This is a genomic window from Bradyrhizobium xenonodulans (assembly GCF_027594865.1).
Lineage (GTDB): Bacteria > Pseudomonadota > Alphaproteobacteria > Rhizobiales > Xanthobacteraceae > Bradyrhizobium > Bradyrhizobium xenonodulans.
In genome coordinates this window covers 8,152,279-8,167,407 of sequence record NZ_CP089391.1, presented here as the reverse complement: position 1 = coordinate 8,167,407, position 15,129 = coordinate 8,152,279, and the positions used below count along the sequence as shown (strand labels likewise).

General features: G+C 63.8%; 14 protein-coding genes. 9 read left to right on the top strand and 5 right to left on the bottom strand.

The window, feature by feature from the left end; all coding sequences use genetic code 11:
* Positions 1-52: 52 nt before the first annotated feature.
* Together I3J27_RS38515 and I3J27_RS38510 are read right to left on the bottom strand one after the other, a co-directional pair.
* Positions 53-712, bottom strand: a complete 660-nt coding sequence (locus I3J27_RS38515) for a hypothetical protein (protein ID WP_270164024.1) — start codon at positions 710-712, stop codon at positions 53-55.
* Positions 713-1,065: 353 nt separating this feature from the next.
* Entirely contained in the window at positions 1,066-3,282 is a 2,217-nt protein-coding gene (locus I3J27_RS38510) for a transglycosylase domain-containing protein (RefSeq protein WP_270164023.1), read from the bottom strand.
* A gap of 169 nt (positions 3,283-3,451) precedes the next feature.
* Here I3J27_RS38510 and I3J27_RS38505 point away from each other — a divergent pair, with 169 nt between their 5' ends.
* Positions 3,452-3,877, top strand: a complete 426-nt coding sequence (locus I3J27_RS38505) for a DUF1330 domain-containing protein (protein WP_270164022.1) — start codon at positions 3,452-3,454, stop codon at positions 3,875-3,877.
* Between the two features lie 61 nt (positions 3,878-3,938).
* On the opposite strand, the gene I3J27_RS38500 is transcribed toward I3J27_RS38505, so the two are convergent.
* Together I3J27_RS38500 and I3J27_RS38495 are read right to left on the bottom strand one after the other, a co-directional pair.
* Positions 3,939-5,162, bottom strand: coding sequence for an ABC transporter substrate-binding protein (locus tag I3J27_RS38500; protein WP_270164021.1), 1,224 nt, complete (start codon positions 5,160-5,162; stop codon positions 3,939-3,941).
* A gap of 134 nt (positions 5,163-5,296) precedes the next feature.
* A complete protein-coding gene (locus tag I3J27_RS38495) occupies positions 5,297-5,653 on the bottom strand; it encodes a DUF1304 domain-containing protein (protein ID WP_270172989.1) in 357 nt (118 codons plus the stop codon).
* 99 nt (positions 5,654-5,752) lie between these two features.
* On the opposite strand from I3J27_RS38495, the gene I3J27_RS38490 reads away from it, so the two are divergent.
* The 3 genes from I3J27_RS38490 to I3J27_RS38480 all read left to right on the top strand — a co-directional run bounded on the left by I3J27_RS38490 (position 5,753) and on the right by I3J27_RS38480 (position 7,531).
* Positions 5,753-6,283, top strand: a complete 531-nt coding sequence (locus I3J27_RS38490; RefSeq protein ID WP_270164020.1) for a methylated-DNA--[protein]-cysteine S-methyltransferase — start codon at positions 5,753-5,755, stop codon at positions 6,281-6,283.
* A 290-nt stretch (positions 6,284-6,573) separates the two neighbouring features.
* On the top strand, positions 6,574-7,158 hold the full coding sequence (locus I3J27_RS38485) for a DUF2971 domain-containing protein (RefSeq protein ID WP_270164019.1): 585 nt from the start codon (positions 6,574-6,576) through the stop codon (positions 7,156-7,158).
* A gap of 58 nt (positions 7,159-7,216) precedes the next feature.
* A complete protein-coding gene (locus I3J27_RS38480; RefSeq protein ID WP_270164018.1) occupies positions 7,217-7,531 on the top strand; it encodes a hypothetical protein in 315 nt (104 codons plus the stop codon).
* Positions 7,532-7,608: 77 nt separating this feature from the next.
* Here I3J27_RS38480 and I3J27_RS38475 read toward each other — a convergent pair whose 3' ends face one another.
* A complete protein-coding gene (locus I3J27_RS38475) occupies positions 7,609-10,401 on the bottom strand; it encodes a [protein-PII] uridylyltransferase (RefSeq protein WP_270164017.1) in 2,793 nt (930 codons plus the stop codon).
* Between the two features lie 188 nt (positions 10,402-10,589).
* Between I3J27_RS38475 and I3J27_RS38470 the strand changes: the two genes are divergently transcribed.
* From I3J27_RS38470 to I3J27_RS38450, 5 genes are all read left to right on the top strand, one after another.
* Entirely contained in the window at positions 10,590-11,561 is a 972-nt protein-coding gene (locus I3J27_RS38470) for an aliphatic sulfonate ABC transporter substrate-binding protein (protein ID WP_270164016.1), read from the top strand.
* A 237-nt stretch (positions 11,562-11,798) separates the two neighbouring features.
* Entirely contained in the window at positions 11,799-12,644 is an 846-nt protein-coding gene (locus I3J27_RS38465) for an ABC transporter permease (RefSeq protein WP_270164015.1), read from the top strand.
* 3 nt (positions 12,645-12,647) lie between these two features.
* Positions 12,648-13,433, top strand: coding sequence for an ABC transporter ATP-binding protein (locus I3J27_RS38460; protein WP_270164014.1), 786 nt, complete (start codon positions 12,648-12,650; stop codon positions 13,431-13,433).
* 55 nt (positions 13,434-13,488) lie between these two features.
* Positions 13,489-13,998, top strand: a complete 510-nt coding sequence (locus I3J27_RS38455) for an OsmC family protein (RefSeq protein WP_270164013.1) — start codon at positions 13,489-13,491, stop codon at positions 13,996-13,998.
* 175 nt (positions 13,999-14,173) lie between these two features.
* The gene (locus I3J27_RS38450; RefSeq protein WP_270172988.1) at positions 14,174-14,983 is read left to right on the top strand and encodes a hypothetical protein; all 810 of its coding nucleotides are present in this window, start codon (positions 14,174-14,176) and stop codon (positions 14,981-14,983) included.
* Positions 14,984-15,129: the final 146 nt, after the last annotated feature.

Below are 15,129 nucleotides of genomic sequence, written 5' to 3'. Positions count from 1 at the left end.
GAATGAGGTCGCGCCCTGCGTACCTTAAGGCGTGTCCTCAAGTCATTTCAGATCAAGCACTCACATCTGCGCTCGTCCCCGCCTGCGCGCGCGACGCCAGATAGGCTGATTGCCGTTGCGCGCTAGCCTTCTGGCCCTCGGCCAGCATCGCCTGGAAGGCTGCGTCGAGCTGTTCGCGGCTATAGGTCGTGGACACGCTTTCACGCGGGATCCATTGCGATTGCGTGATCGCGGTGGGCGCCTTCTCGACGGTGCCGCCGAGCCGCGCTGCGTATTGGTCGGCCCGCCACTGCGCCAGATCAGGTCCACCCAGACCCGGAGGATCCTCGAGTTTGCCGATCGTTGCGGCCGCCGCGTTGGTCATCACCGAGGAGCCGCCGTTGTACAGAGTAGCCACCACCTTGCCGCCAACCTTCACCTGGGCATAGGTGTTCTCCGGCGCATTGTCCGCGACGGCCGGTTGATCCGCGCTCGCCTCGTGAGTCATCAGCCAGTTCGTTGCCATGAGGTCGCGCAGGTCAGGATGATCCGCCGCCGATATCCCCTTGGCGCCTGACAGCGGCTTGACCTGCGAGACGTCGAGCCGGAAGCCGCTGGTCGCAGCGTCAGTCGCATCCGGTACCACCGGCTGAAGACTCGATGTCGCATTTGAAGCGGACGTCGACGCGGGCCGCAGATGGGGCAACGCTGCGCTGGATACACCTGACATCATCGAACGCTCCTCACCACTCACTCAACCCATGAGAGCAAATTCCGGGCCGCTGACGGGAGCTTGAAGAGACTGGTGTTTTCGCGTTGAGAGAGCCGCTGCTCGCGGAGAATCTTGCCGCCATAGGCAGGACTTGCCGAAGACGAGACTGGTGGCGAGGAGGGATAGCGGAGATCGCGGACGTGTTCGGGATGATGGCGGATCGCTGCTGTTTTGCCCGACGTGTCAAATGGCCGTGCTGCCGGAATGAGCCGTCTTGCGACCTGCGTAAGCCGTTGATTCTGCTATCACCGGCTACTGTGCATGGGGTTGTTTTCGCAGTTTTGTTTTGAGGCGCTCAGAACCTCAACACGAATCTATCGATTGCCGCCGAACAGCCGGTCCATCAGCCAGCCGTCGAGCCCTGCGGCTGCTTCCGGCCGCACATTGGCGCGTGTCGGCGGCGGCGGGCGATAGCCGCCGCTGTTCACCGCTGCAGGGCCGGGCGCGGCCGGTGTCGGCGGCGACACTTGCGAGGCCGCCTGCGCGAGGTTCGACAGGCCCCAGGTGCCCTGCGAACTCGGCAAGGCCGCTACCGGCACGCCCTCGTGCGCCGTCTTCATGAAGCGCGTCCACACTTCCACCGGCAGGCCGCCGCCCGTGGCTTTCTTGGTCGGCGAGTTGTCGTCATTGCCGAGCCAGACGCCGGTGACGAGGTTGGCGGTGTAGCCGATGAACCAGGCGTCGCGGTAATCCTGGCTGGTGCCGGTCTTGCCGGCCGCCGGCCAGCCGGGGATCTCCGCCTTCTTGGCGGTGCCTGATATCAGCGTCTCCCGCATCATCGTGTTCATCATGCCGACATAGCGGAGGTCGATGACCTGGTTGCGCTCTTCAGGCTGGCGCATGTAGAGCAGCTTGCCGCTGAGCGTCCTGATCCGCGTGACGACATGCGGCGCCACCGCGAGGCCGCCATTGGCGAACGGCGCATAGGCGCCGACCAGCTCGACCACCGAGACTTCGGAGGTGCCGAGCGCGATCGACGCGTTGGGTTCGAGCTTCGAGGAGATGCCGAGCCGGTGCGCAGTGCGCACCACGTTCTTCGGCCCGACCTCGAGGCCGAGGCGGATCGCGACCGTGTTGAGCGACATCGCCAGCGCCTGGGTCAGCGTCACCGCGCCGAAATATTCGTGGGTGTAGTTCTCGGGTCGCCAGCCCTTGACCTCGATCGGCGCGTCCTGGCGGATGGTATCAGGCGTCAGGCCCTGCTCGAGCGCCGTCAGATAGACGAACGGCTTGAACGAGGAGCCCGGCTGGCGTTTGGCCGTGACTGCGCGGTTGTACTGGCTGTCGGAATAGTTCCGCCCGCCGACCATGGCGCGCACCGCGCCGTCGGGCGTCATCGCCACCAGCGCGCCCTGGCTGACATTGAACTTCACACTCTTGGCTGCGAGCTCGTCGATGATCGCGGCTTCCGCCACGCCCTGGAGCTTCGGATCGATCGTGGTCTCGACCTTGATGCTCTCGTCGATCTGGCCGACCAGATCGTCCAAGACCTCGCCGATCCAGTCGGCGACGTAATTCACCGTGCCGGCGCCGGCCGGCTTCACATTGTAGGAGGGATGGCCGATCGAGGCCTGCGCCTGCGCTTCGGTGATGAACTTTGCATCCGCCATCGCCGCCAGCACGATTTTCGCGCGCGCTTCCGCGCCTTCCGGATTGCGGTTCGGCGCAAGGCGCGACGGCGATTTGACGAGGCCGGCCAGCATCGCGGCCTCCGCCACGGTGATGCTCTTGGCCGACTTGCCGAAATATTTCTGCGCGGCGGCCTCGACACCGTAGGCGCCGGAGCCGAAATAGACGCGGTTGAGATAGAGCTCCAGGATCTCGTCCTTGGAGTGCTTGCGCTCCAGCCAGATCGCCAGCTCAGCCTCCTGCAGCTTGCGCTGCATGGTGCGCTCCTGAGTCAGGAACAGGTTCTTGGCGAGCTGCTGCGTCAGCGTCGAGCCGCCCTGCGACACGCCGCGATGGAGCACGTTGGTGACGAGGGCGCGCAGGATGCCGACCGGATCGATGCCGAAATGCGAATAGAAGCGGCGGTCCTCGATGGCGATGAACGCCTTCGGCAAGTACGGCGGCAGATCCTTCAGCGCGATGTTGGCGCCGGCCATCTCGCCGCGCTGCGCCAGCATGCTGCCGTCGATGCCGACGATCTGGATCGTCGGCGGGCGTTTTGGAATCTCCAGCGACTGGATCGGCGGCAGATGGGCGCCGACATAGATGATGACGCCGATCACGGCGATCACGCCCCACAGGCTCAGTACGGCGCCCCAATAGACCAGGCGGCCGAGACCGGCACCGAAACGCGATTTCGAGCGGCGCTTGGCGCCGCTGCGGCTGGCTTGCGGCTTGCGTTCGCGCGGCGGCTCGTCGCCGGCATCGTCGCTCTTGCGTTTGGCAGATGATTTCGCGGATTTCTTCGGCTTGTCCTCGGCATTGGGAATCCGGTCCGCAGCTGTCAGGCGCAGATCGGCGAGTGCAGCAGGCAAGCCGAACAACGGCTCCTTCCGCCCACCCTTTTTCTTTCCCAACCCCATACGCGAAACGCCCGGTCAGCCCGCCCTGCCGCACGCTAGCGGTCGCTGTTTAAGGCCCGGTTACCCCGGCGTTAACGCGTGATTAGGAGATGGGGCATTCCTTGGCCGCAGTTCCGCTTACGAGGCGGCGAAGCTAGGATCGTCCCCATAAAAACGAGAGGGAACAGGCATGGGCCATATCGATCCGACCAAGGAGATCTTTGCGCAATTCCGGGACAACGATCGCCCCGGCCCGATCCACATGCTCAACCTGGTGCGGCTGCGCAAGGACGCCGCCTATCCTGACGGCCGCAAGGCCAGCGGCGCGGAAGCCTATGCGGCCTATGGCCGCGAGAGCGGCCCGGTGTTCGAACGCCTCGGCGGCCGCATCGTCTGGCAAGGCAGGTTCGAGCTGATGTTGATCGGCCCGCAGGACGAACGCTGGGACCATTGCTTCATCGCCGAATATCCAAGCGTCTCAGCCTTCGTCGAGATGATCCGCGATCCGGTCTACCGCGAGGCGGTGAAGCACCGGCAGGCAGCGGTGGAAGACTCGCGGCTGATCCGCCATGCCGTGCTGCCGGTCGGGAAGAATTTCGGGGAGATACCTTCCTAGCTCGTAGGGTGGGCACGGCGCTTGGCGCCTTTGCCCACCCTATGATGCGTGCGTTGTCTTCCTAACCCGACGGGCCGTTGTCCTCGATGATCGGGCCGAACAGCTCCCAGCGCTCGCCGTTGAACTTCATCATCTGCATCTGCTTGTTGACGCGATAGTCGTTCGGGCCGGTGCTGATCTTGATGCCGGGCAGCGCGAGGCTCGGCGTGTAGGCCTTGATGCTGGCAGCCTGCTTCATGACGTTCTCACGCGTCAGGTCGTCGCCGCATTGCTTCAGCACCTGCACGAGGAGCTCGGCCACCGAATAGGCGTAGGTATTGATGGTGTTGAGCTTGTCGCCTTCCGGGAAATACTTGTCCATGAAGGCGAAGAAAGCCTTCACGCCAGCGTCGTCCTTCCATTGGGGATCGCCGGGGTCCTTGCCGTAATTGGTCGAGATGATGCCCTTGGAGATGTCGAGGCCGGCCGGTTTCAGGGTCGCCGACACCGGGCTCGCATTGATGTCGAGGATATGCACCGGGGTCCAGCCGAGATCGGCGAGCTTCTTGATGGCCTGTGCCGCGAATTTCGGCGTCGAGGCGTCATAGAACAGATCGACCCCCATCGACTTCAGCTTGACCACTTGCGAGTCGACTGTGGGATCGGTGACCTCGTAGGAGACCTCGCCGACGATCATGCTGGCCTTGTCGCCGAGACCGCTCTTGAGGCCGGCGAGATAGTCGCGGCCCATGTCGTCGTTCTGGTAGAGCACGCCGATCTTGGCGTTCGGATGCTCCTTGAGGATGTACTTGGCGTAGATCCGGCCCTCGGACACGTAGTTGGGATTGTAGGCCATGGTCCAGGGGAAGTTCTGCGGATCGTTGAAGCGCGCCGCGCCGGTCGAGGCCAGCAATTGCGGCACCTTCTTGCCGTTGAGATATTTTTGCACGGCGGCGTTGGCCGCAGTGCCGATGAGCTGGAAGGTGAACAGCACCTCGTCGCCTTCGACGAGCTTGCGCACCTGCTCGACCGTCTTCGGCGGTGAATAGGCGTCGTCATACTGGATCAGGTTGATCTTGCGGCCGTTGATGCCGCCCTGGTCGTTGATCATCTTGATGTAGGCGGCCTGCGTCTTGCCGATATTGGCGTAGACGGAATAGGCGCCGGAGAACGGCACGGTCTGGCCGATCTTGATCTCGGTGTCGCTCGCGCCGGTGTCGTATTTCTTCTGGGCGAGGGCTTGGCTGGCGGAGAACGTGACGGCGAGCGCTGCCGTGGCAGTTATGAAGGCTCTGCGATTGGTCATGTTGGGTTGTTCCTCCTGACGGAATTTCCGGCCGACGGTCTTTTTCCGTTGATTGCAACGGTCGCCATCGCTGCCGAAGATTGTGGAGGAAGGCGGCGCGCGGCGCAAGGAGCGCGGCGCTGCGCCGTAGCGTCTCAGGCGAAGTAAAGCGCGAGCAGTGCGATGACTGCCGGCAGCGCCTGCACCATCAGGATCCGCGTGCTGACGGTTGCCGCGCCATAGGCGCCGGCCACGATCACGCACAGCAGGAAGAACGCCTTGACCTGGAATGCGAAGGCTGGATTGCCGTGCACCAGACTCCAGATCAGGCCGGCGGCCAGGAAGCCGTTATAGAGCCCCTGATTGGCGGCCAGCACTTTCGTGATCTCGGCCTTCTCAGGCGAATTGCGGAAGACCTTCAAGCCCAGCGGCTTGTCCCAGAGGAACATCTCCAGGATCAGGAAAAAGACGTGCAGCGTGGCGACCAGCGCCACCAGGATATTCGCGATCAGAATCAAGTTGAGCTCCCCCAAAGCGTCAGCTTTCGGGTGGACGTTAGCACAGCCGGCATGGCAAGTGCGACGGGCGTGTTTCCATGCAAGGGTGCCGCAATGGCCGCTCGACCAACAAGAACGCTCGAACGCTTCGGTCTCGATCGGCTGGCGACGCCGATCGGGATCGCCCTGCTCGTCACCGATGCCGAGGGCGCCCTGCGCGCGCTCGACTGGGAGGATTACGAGCATCGCATGCGCGAGCTGTTGCGCCTGCATTACGGCGTGGTGGATCTCAGCGACCAGCCTGCGCCGACGCGGATGCGGACTGCGCTGTCGAATTATTTCGAAGGCGATCTCGGCCAGCTCTCAGGCATCGTCTGGCGCATCGCCGGCACGTCGTTCCAGCAAAAGGTCTGGACCGCGCTCGCGAAAATCCCTGCGGGCACCACGATGAGCTACGGCGCGCTGGCCGCAAGGATCGACATGCCCAAGGCCATTCGCGCCGTCGGCCACGCCAACGGCTCCAACCCGATCAGCGTGGTGCTGCCGTGCCATCGCCTGATCGGTGCCGATGGTTCGCTGGTGAAATACGGCGGCGGCCTCGAGCGCAAGCGCTGGCTGCTCCGGCATGAGGGGGTGGAGGTTTGAAGGGAGGGCGCCACCCTTAGCCTGTCATCACTAGCACCGAAGCCAAGATTGGGTTTGAAAGCCGCGAGCGTAACATGAACTGACGCAGTCTATTGACGGCGAACTAACGTTGGGATTGTAATCGCGGAGTATTCAATCGTCTAAAACGGTTTCCGATGGCCCGCGTTGAACCCCCGGTCTTGCCGCCATACCTATATCGGTACCGCTCGCTGTCGCGTAGAGAAGAGAGCCTAGTTCAGGAGGTTCACTCGATCCGAGAGGCTTACCTCTACTGCCCCAATTTCGAACGCATGAATGACGCCATGGAGGGATTTTACGATCCCACAGAGGGGCTGCGTGGGACAGAGGACTTCAAGAGAGTCGTCCGTCGCATCTATGACGCAAAGAGCGATCACGGAATTGCCTGCTTCAGCGAAACGAACGCGAATGAATTAATGTGGGCGCACTATGCGGACAACTACGCGGGTATCTGCGTTCAGTACAAGACGCAGGCACTGATCGATGGATTACCTCGCGATGTTCGTGTGGCGAGAGTTGCGTACGGCGATTCCCCACCGCCAATAGGCCCAGACGAAGCACTTAATAGCAGAAACTCCGCCATTAAGATTCTCTCACATAAGAAGGCCAACTGGTCATATGAGCGCGAGTGGCGAGTTATGGGCCGTGTCGGCCAGAACAGCTACGATGACGAGAGAGTTGTAACCGCGATATATTTCGGCTCTCGCATCGATCCACAACATCGCTCGCAAATCATCCAGCAGCTTGATGAGCTGCGTGTAGAATTTTTCGAGATGTCGGTGGAAGGCTACAAGCACGTCTTTCGGGCGATAAACCCCGATCAGCCGCGTAGGCGCCGCGGCGCTAGAGGTGCGTGATAATGTGCATGTTAGAAGCCGCTCTGCATGTGAGCGGCGTACGACTAACGAGGAAATCGTGAAGATCACAAAAAAGCGCGCCAGCCTCCTCCGAGAGCTCGAGCGGATCATTGGAAGCGAGACGTTCAATGGTAAAATCAAGAACTATGGTTCGAAGGGGACCTTTCTCGGAGAGGGACGGGATTTTAGATACCCATTGAGTTTTACGGACGAGACCGGTCAGAAAATTAAGCCCAAGCCTCCGTACAGCGATTTGCCAATCGATGTGCAAATGACAGGCCGCTATGTGATGGGCACGAACGAGCTGCATATTATGCGCGCGCTCGAAAAGGCGGTCCAATACTTAGAAGAAAATCACGCACTTAAGATCTGAGTGTTAGCCATACGACCATGGTTAGTTCTGGAGACGAGTAAGGCAGGTCGAATACGATCCTGCACACGAAGCCAGCCTCACGCCGCCGGTGCCGCGACCGCCTTGTCGCCGGCCATCACATGGGTCAGCGCGCTCTTGATCGCGGCCTGGCGCGTCGGCGCGTTGATCTGTGCGCCCAGGAGGTCGGTGACGTAGAACACGTCGCGCGCACGCTCGCCGAAGGTCGCGACATGGGCCGAGGCGATGTTGAGGTTGAGCTTGGAGATCGCGGTGGTCAGCTCGTAGAGCAGGCCGGGGCGGTCGAGGCCGGACACCTCGATCACGGTGTAGCGGTCGGACCATTGGTTGTTGATGGTCACCTCAGGCTCGATCACGAACGGCCGCGCCTTGCTGCGCACGGTGCGCCGCGCCACCACTTCGGGCAGCCGCAGCTTGCCTTCCAGCACGTCCTCGATCATCTCGCCGATGCGGGTGGCGCGCCTTCCCTCGTCCTCGTCGCGGTCGTATTCCCGCGAGATCGAGATCGTGTCGAGCGCGCGGCCGTCGGTCGTGGTGTAGATCTGCGCGTCGACGATGTTGGCACCGGCCGAGGCGCAGGCGCCTGCAATGATCGAGAGCAGCCAGGGATGGTCGGCCGCGAAGATCGTCAGCTCGGTGACGCCGCGCACCTCGTCGAAGCCGACATTGATCGCGAGCTTGTGGCCGGCCTGCTCGCTGGAGCGGACGAAGCGGGCGTGGCGGATTTTTCGTGGCAGCTCGACCTTGAGCCAATAGGCCGGATAGTGCCGGCCGATATAGGCATCGAGCTCGTCCGCCGGCCACTCAGCGAAGGCGTTGCGGAATTCGCCGTAGGCGGCCGTGAGGCGCTTGCCGCGGTCGACTTCCGAGAAGCCGCCGGTCAGCACCGGCTCAGTCTCGTAATACAGTGAGCGCAGCAACTGCGCCTTCCAGCCGTTCCACACGCCGGGACCGACGCCGCGGATGTCGGCGGTGGTCAGGATCGTGAGCAATTTCATCTGCTCGACCGACTGCACCACGGCGGCGAAATTCTCGATGGTCTTGCGGTCGGACAGATCGCGCGACTGCGCGACCGTGGACATCGTCAGGTGCTCCTCGATCAGCCAGGCGATGAGCTCGGTGTCGGCCGCGCTGAAGCCGAGCCGCGGGCAGAGCCGGCGCGCCACCTTGGCGCCCGCGATCGAGTGATCCTCCGGCCGGCCCTTGGCGATGTCGTGCAGGAGCGTCACGATATAGATCACCGAACGATGCTCGGGCCGGATCTTGCGCATCAAATCGCTGGCCAGCGCGAATTCCTCGATGCCACCGCGCTCGATGTCCTGAAGGAAGCCGACGCAGCGGATCAAATGCTCGTCCACCGTGTAGTGATGATACATGTTGAACTGCATCATCGAGACGATCTTGCCGAAGGCGCGGATGAAATGGCCGAGCACGCCGGTTTCGTTCATCCGCCGCAGCACGATCTCGGCATTGTCGGAGGTCAGGATCTCCATGAACAGACGGTTGGCCTCGGGATTCTCGCGGAGCTGCGCGTTGATCAGGCCGAGCGAGCGCGTCACGTCGCGCATCGCGTCCGGATGGAAGGCGAGGTTGTTCTTCTGCGCCAGGCGGAAGATGCGGATCAAATTGACCGGATCGTGCTTGAAGACGTCGGGCGCGGCGACGTTGATGCGGTTGTTGTCGACGATGAAGTCGTCGCTGTCGGGGACGCGCCGCTTCACCGGGGTGGGGCGCAGCCGTGCCATCATCCGGCTCAACACCGGCGCGGGCTTGGCCTGCTGGTCCTCGAGCTTGGCGCAGAGGATGGCGGTGAGGTTGCCGACTTCCTTGGCGACCAGGAAGTAGTGCTTCATGAAGCGCTCGACGTCCTGCATGCCCGGATGCGAGGTATAGCCGAGCCGGATCGCGATCTCGCGCTGGAGATCGAAGGAGAGGCGCTCCTCAGGCCGGCCGGAGTAGAAATGCAGGTTGCAGCGCACCGACCAGAGGAAGTCGGCGCAGCGGCGGAAGGTGCGGTATTCCTGCGCGTCGAACACGCCACGCTCGACCAACTCGTCGGTGTCGCGCACGCGGTAGACGTATTTGGCGATCCAGAACAGCGTGTGCAGGTCGCGTAGCGCCCCCTTGCCGTCCTTGACGTTGGGCTCGACCAGATAGCGCGACTGGCCGCCGCGGCGGTGGCGTTCCTCGCGCTCGGCGAGCTTTGCGGTGACGAACTCGGACGCGGTGCCCTGCACCACGTCCTTGTCGAAGCGCTCGACCAGCTCGTCATAGAGCGGCTGGTCGCCGGTGAGGAAGCGCGTCTCCAGGATCGCGGTGCGGATGGTCATGTCGCCGCGTGCCTGGCGGATCGATTCGTCGACCGAGCGCGTGGCGTGGCCGACCTTCAAGCCCATGTCCCAGAGGCAATAGAGGATGGCTTCGGCGACCTGCTCGCCCCAGGCGGTCTGCTTGTAGGGCAGGATGAACAGCAGATCGATGTCGGATTCCGGCGCCATCAGGCCGCGGCCGTAGCCGCCGGTCGCGACCACCGCCATGCGCTCGGCCCCGGTCGGAATCGGCGAGCGGTAGAGGTGACGGGTCGCGGCCGAATAGAGGATGCGGATGATCTCGTCCTGCACATGGCACAGCCGTTCGGCACAGCGACGGCCGTGACGGTCCTTCAGCAGGATCGCCTGTGCTGCCGCGCGCGCCGCGATCAGCTCGGCCTTCAGCAACTGCGCCATGGCCGTGCGGAACGCGTCCTCGCGTCCCTCGTGCTTTTCGGCAAGCGCATCGACCGCGGCGGTGATCCGCGCGGTGTCGAAGCGATCGTCCACCTCTTGCTTGTCCTCAGTCGCGACGCTGTCCATGCTTCACCGGATATAAGAGGTGGCAGGCGCTGTCACCCGCCATTCTCTGGCAATAGTCGTTCCATGCTGGAAAGCCGCGGCCTCGGGCAAAATTGTTCTCGGGCGGCGCGCTTTCAAGGGGTGGATTTTCTCGTTGACCTCTAGATGTAACTCATTGAAAAACAATGAAGTTTTGGAGGAGGCTGAGCATGACCGGGATGACACGACGCATTCTGCTGGCGGGAGCAATGGCGCTCGCCGTGACCCCTGCGGCAAAGGCGGCCGATCCGCTCAAGGAAATCCGGATCGACTGGGCGACCTACAATCCGGTGTCGATGGTCCTGAAACAGAAGGGGCTGCTCGAGAAGGAGTTCGCCAAGGACGGCATCACCGTCACCTGGGTGCAGTCGGCCGGCTCCAACAAGGCGCTTGAATTCCTCAACGCCGGCTCGATCGATTTCGGCTCGACCGCGGGGTCTGCGGCGCTGGTCGCGCGCATCAACGGCAATCCGATCAAGTCGATCTATGTCTATTCGCGTCCCGAATGGACCGCGCTGGTGACGGGCAAGGATTCCAAGATTGCCAGCGTTGCCGACCTCAAGGGCAAGCGCGTCGCGGTGACGCGCGGCACCGATCCGCACATCTTCCTGGTGCGTGCGCTGCTCGGTGCCGGCCTCACCGAAAAGGACATCACGCCGGTGCTGCTCCAGCACGCCGACGGCAAGACCGCGCTGATCCGGGGCGACGTCGATGCCTGGGCCGGGCTCGATCCGATGATGGCGCAGGCCGAGGTCGAGGAGGGCGCAAAGCTGTTCTATCGTAAGGCCGACGCCAACACCTGGGGCATCCTCAATGTGCGCGAGCAGTTCCTGAAGGATCATCCGGACGCCGCCCGCCGCGTGCTCGCTGTGTATGAGGAAGCGCGAAAGTACTCACTGGCGAATTACGACGAGCTCAAGAAGACCTTCATCGCGGTCACAAAACTGCCGGAGGCCGTCGTCGACAAGCAGCTCAAGGAGCGCACCGAGCTCACCCACAGCCGCATCGGCGCACCCCAGCGCGAGTCAATCCTCGCCGCCGGCCTCGCGCTCCAGCAAGCCGGCGTCGTCGACGCCAAGGTCGACGTGAAGGCGACGCTGGATGCCCTGATCGACGACCAGGTCCCGCTGCCGACGAATTAGGTCGGTAAGCGCGCGCAACAAACTCCGTCGTCCCGGGGCGCGAAGCGAACCCGGGACCCATAACCACAGGGAGTAGTTTGGCGCGAAGACGGTCACTCCGGGTCCCCGTAATCACATCGGCCTGCAATTATGGATCCCGGATCTGCGCTCCGCTCCGCTGCGCTTGTCCGGGACGACAGCGGAGGGCGCGGCAAGAGTAGTGTTGCATTCCCCGACCAGACGCGCTTCCTACCGGCCATGATTTCCGACGCGCCCGTCCTGCAGCAATCATCGGAACCCGCCGAGAGCGCCGCCGCGCCGTCGCGCATCGCGCGCTATGCGCGGCCGATGCTGGGCGTGTTGCTGCCGCTCATCCTCGCGCTCGGCTGGGAGTTCGTGGTCTGGTTCGGCTGGTCCAACGGCCGGCTGGTGCCGCCGCCCTCGCGCGTGTTTGCCACCATCACCGAGCTTGCCCGCTCCGGCGAGCTGCTTCGCCATATTGCCGCGACGCTGTGGCGCGTCGGTCTCGGCTTCGCCTTCGGCGTGGTCGCGGGAACGCTGTTAGGGGCCATCTCCGGCTATTGGTCGCTGGCGCGCCGGCTGCTCGATCCGACCGTGCAGGCCCTGCGCGCGATCCCGTCGCTCGCCTGGGTGCCGCTGTTCATCCTGTGGCTCGGCATCTTCGAGACTTCGAAGATCGCGCTGATCGCGGTCGGCGTGTTCTTCCCGGTCTATCTCGGCGTGATGGGCGCGATCCTCTCCGTCGATCGCAAGATCGTCGAGGTAGGTCGCACCTTCCGCCTCTCCGGCTTCGCCATGATCCGCCGCATCCTGTTGCCTGCCGTGTTGCCGGCTTACGTCGTGTCCCTGCGCGTCGGCCTCGGCTTGGGGTGGATGTTCGTGGTCGCGGCCGAATTGATCGGCGCCTCAGAAGGCCTCGGCTATCTCCTGCTCGACGGCCAGCAGCTCGGCAAGCCCGCGCAGATCCTCGCCGCCATCGTGATCTTCGCCATTCTCGGCAAGCTCACCGACTGGCTGATCGAGGTCGCGGCCGCGCCGTTCCTGCGCTGGCAGGACGCCTTCGGGCGCGCCAGGGAGAGTTAAGCGATGCTGGCGCTCGACCGGGTCAGCAAGACCTATCCCAACGGTGTGCAGGCGCTGGCGCGCTTCTCCGCCGAGATCAGGCAGGGCGAGATCGTCGCCATCATCGGTGGCTCCGGCTGCGGCAAGTCCACGCTGCTGCGTGCCATTGCCGGCCTCGACCGCGCCAGCTCCGGCTCGGTGACGCTCGACAGCGAGGCGATCGGCTCGCCGCACGCCAAGATCGGCATCATCTTCCAGGAGCCGCGGCTTTTGCCCTGGCTCAGCGTCGCCGACAATATCGGCTTCGGCCTCGCTGACCTGCCCGCAGCGGAACGCCGCGAGAAGGTGGCGCGTGCGCTCGCGCGCGTCGGCCTCGCCGACAAGGCGCAGGCCTGGCCGCGCGAGCTCTCCGGCGGGCAGGCGCAGCGCGTCGCGATTGCGCGTGCGCTGGTGCCGCAGCCCGAAGTGCTGCTGCTCGACGAACCGTTCTCCGCGCTCGACGCCTTCACGCGCCGCGACCTTCAGGATCACCTGCTCGACCTCTGGGCCGACACGCGCCCCACCTTGATCCTCGTCACACATGACGTCGACGAAGCCGTCGTGCTGGCCGACCGCGTGCTGGTGATGCGGCCGCGGCCGGGCCGGCTGTTCGACCAGATCGAGATCAATCTGGGGCGCCCGCGCGATCGCAACTCGCCGCTGTTCGAGAATTTCAAGCGAAGTGTGCTGACGTCACTCGACCGTTCGCTCGACCGCAGCGTGCCCGACCGTGACGCAACCCAGGGTCCCGGTCAGGCCATGTGGTGGTGACAATGTCCCTCTGAGCCGGTACATCGGGAAGCGATTTTTCCGGGAGAGAACGACAATGGACGCTGCCCAACTGCGCCAGATGCAGGCTCCGATCAAGGAGCGCTACAAGACCGATCCCAAGACCGCGATGATCACGCTGAAGGCCAAGGGCTCGACCGACAGCGAAGGCATCGCCTGCAAGGTCGAGACCGGCCGTGCCATCGCGCTTGCCGGTCTGCATCCGGCCACCGGCGGCTCCGGCCTCGAGCTCTGCTCCGGCGACATGCTGCTGGAAGCGCTGGTCGCCTGCGCTGGCGTCACACTGAAATCGGTCGCGACCGCGATCGAAGTGCCGTTGAAGACCGGCAACGTCTATGCCGAGGGCGATCTCGATTTTCGCGGCACGCTCGGCGTCGACAAGGAGACCCCGGTCGGCTTCGCCGAGATCCGGCTGCGCTTCGAGGTCGACACCGATGCGCCGCAGGACAAGCTCGATCTGTTGCTGAAACTCACCGAGCGCTATTGCGTGGTCTATCAAACCATCAAGAACGGCCCGAAGGTTTCGGTGTCGATGCAGCGGATGTGAGCTGTCCACCTCTCCCATCGGGAGAGGTCGCGCCGAAGGCGCGGGTGAGGGGCCTGTGCTCTCTCGTGGGACCTGAAGCCCTCACCCGATTTGCTGCGCAAATCGACCTCTCCCTACAGGAGAGGTGAACGACTCCGCGGATAATACGCTTCAACAAAAAATCATCCCGCGCCTGATGTCCCCCGACCTCCACTTCCTCCTCTTCCTCCTCCTGCGCATGGCGATCGCGGCGGCGTTCGTCGTGACGGCGTCGATCATCACCGAACGCTCGGGGCCGGTGATCGGCGCGCTGGTCGCGACCCTGCCGGTCTCCGCCGGTCCGTCCTATGTCTTCCTCGCGCTCGACCATGACGCCGCCTTCATCGCGCAGGGTGCGCTGGCGAGCCTGCCGGTCAATGCGGCGACGATCTTCATGTGCCTCACCTATGTCGTGCTGTCGCAGCGGCACGGTCTTGTCGCGAGTTGCGGCAGCGCCGTTGCGGTCTGGATCGTGCTCGCCTCGATCATCCGGCAATTCGACTGGACGCTCAGCGCCGGGCTCGCCGCCAATTTGATCGCGTTCGGCATCTGCATTCCGCTGCTCGCGGGCTATCGCCACGTGAAGATGCCGCTGGTGACGCGCCGCTGGTACGACGTGCCGATGCGGGCTGCGCTGGTCGCAACCCTCGTCGCCATCGTGGTCTCGACGTCGGGCTGGGTCGGCCCGCGGATCAGCGGCATCATCGCGCTGTATCCCGTGGTGTTTTCCAGCATCATGGTGATCCTGCATCCGCGCATCGGCGGTCCGCCGACCGCTGCGGTACTCGCCAATTCGGCCTGGGGGCTGCTCGGTTTCGGCATGGCAATCGCCGTCATGCACGTTGCGGTGGTGTGGTTCGGCTCTGCCGTCGGTCTTTGTCTCGCGCTCGGCACTTGCATCGTGTGGAACCTGTCGCTCTGGGGAATTGGCCGGCGTGCGCGGCACAAGGCGCGGCCGTTGCCGTGACACTACGGATATGCGCGACACGGAGTCGCGAGAAGACACGTCCGAGACTCTCATGCCGGCTCGACGGCGCCCAAGCCATTGAATGAGAAGTGTCATTTCAAATCGCGCGCTCGCGCCTGGCGGGACCTCGGCGCCGGCAGGCACGG

Bases quoted from the DNA above. Each gene is read 5' to 3' on its own strand.
- I3J27_RS38515 (WP_270164024.1), bottom strand. From the start codon at position 712: ATGATGTCAGGTGTATCCAGCGCAGCGTTGCCCCATCTGCGGCCCGCG.
- I3J27_RS38510 (WP_270164023.1), bottom strand. From the start codon at position 3,282: ATGGGGTTGGGAAAGAAAAAGGGTGGGCGGAAGGAGCCGTTGTTCGGC.
- I3J27_RS38505 (WP_270164022.1), top strand. From the start codon at position 3,452: ATGGGCCATATCGATCCGACCAAGGAGATCTTTGCGCAATTCCGGGAC.
- I3J27_RS38500 (WP_270164021.1), bottom strand. From the start codon at position 5,162: ATGACCAATCGCAGAGCCTTCATAACTGCCACGGCAGCGCTCGCCGTC.
- I3J27_RS38490 (WP_270164020.1), top strand. From the start codon at position 5,753: ATGGCCGCTCGACCAACAAGAACGCTCGAACGCTTCGGTCTCGATCGG.
- I3J27_RS38485 (WP_270164019.1), top strand. From the start codon at position 6,574: ATGAATGACGCCATGGAGGGATTTTACGATCCCACAGAGGGGCTGCGT.
- I3J27_RS38475 (WP_270164017.1), bottom strand. From the start codon at position 10,401: ATGGACAGCGTCGCGACTGAGGACAAGCAAGAGGTGGACGATCGCTTC.
- I3J27_RS38470 (WP_270164016.1), top strand. From the start codon at position 10,590: ATGACCGGGATGACACGACGCATTCTGCTGGCGGGAGCAATGGCGCTC.
- I3J27_RS38465 (WP_270164015.1), top strand. From the start codon at position 11,799: ATGATTTCCGACGCGCCCGTCCTGCAGCAATCATCGGAACCCGCCGAG.
- I3J27_RS38460 (WP_270164014.1), top strand. From the start codon at position 12,648: ATGCTGGCGCTCGACCGGGTCAGCAAGACCTATCCCAACGGTGTGCAG.
- I3J27_RS38455 (WP_270164013.1), top strand. From the start codon at position 13,489: ATGGACGCTGCCCAACTGCGCCAGATGCAGGCTCCGATCAAGGAGCGC.
- I3J27_RS38450 (WP_270172988.1), top strand. From the start codon at position 14,174: ATGTCCCCCGACCTCCACTTCCTCCTCTTCCTCCTCCTGCGCATGGCG.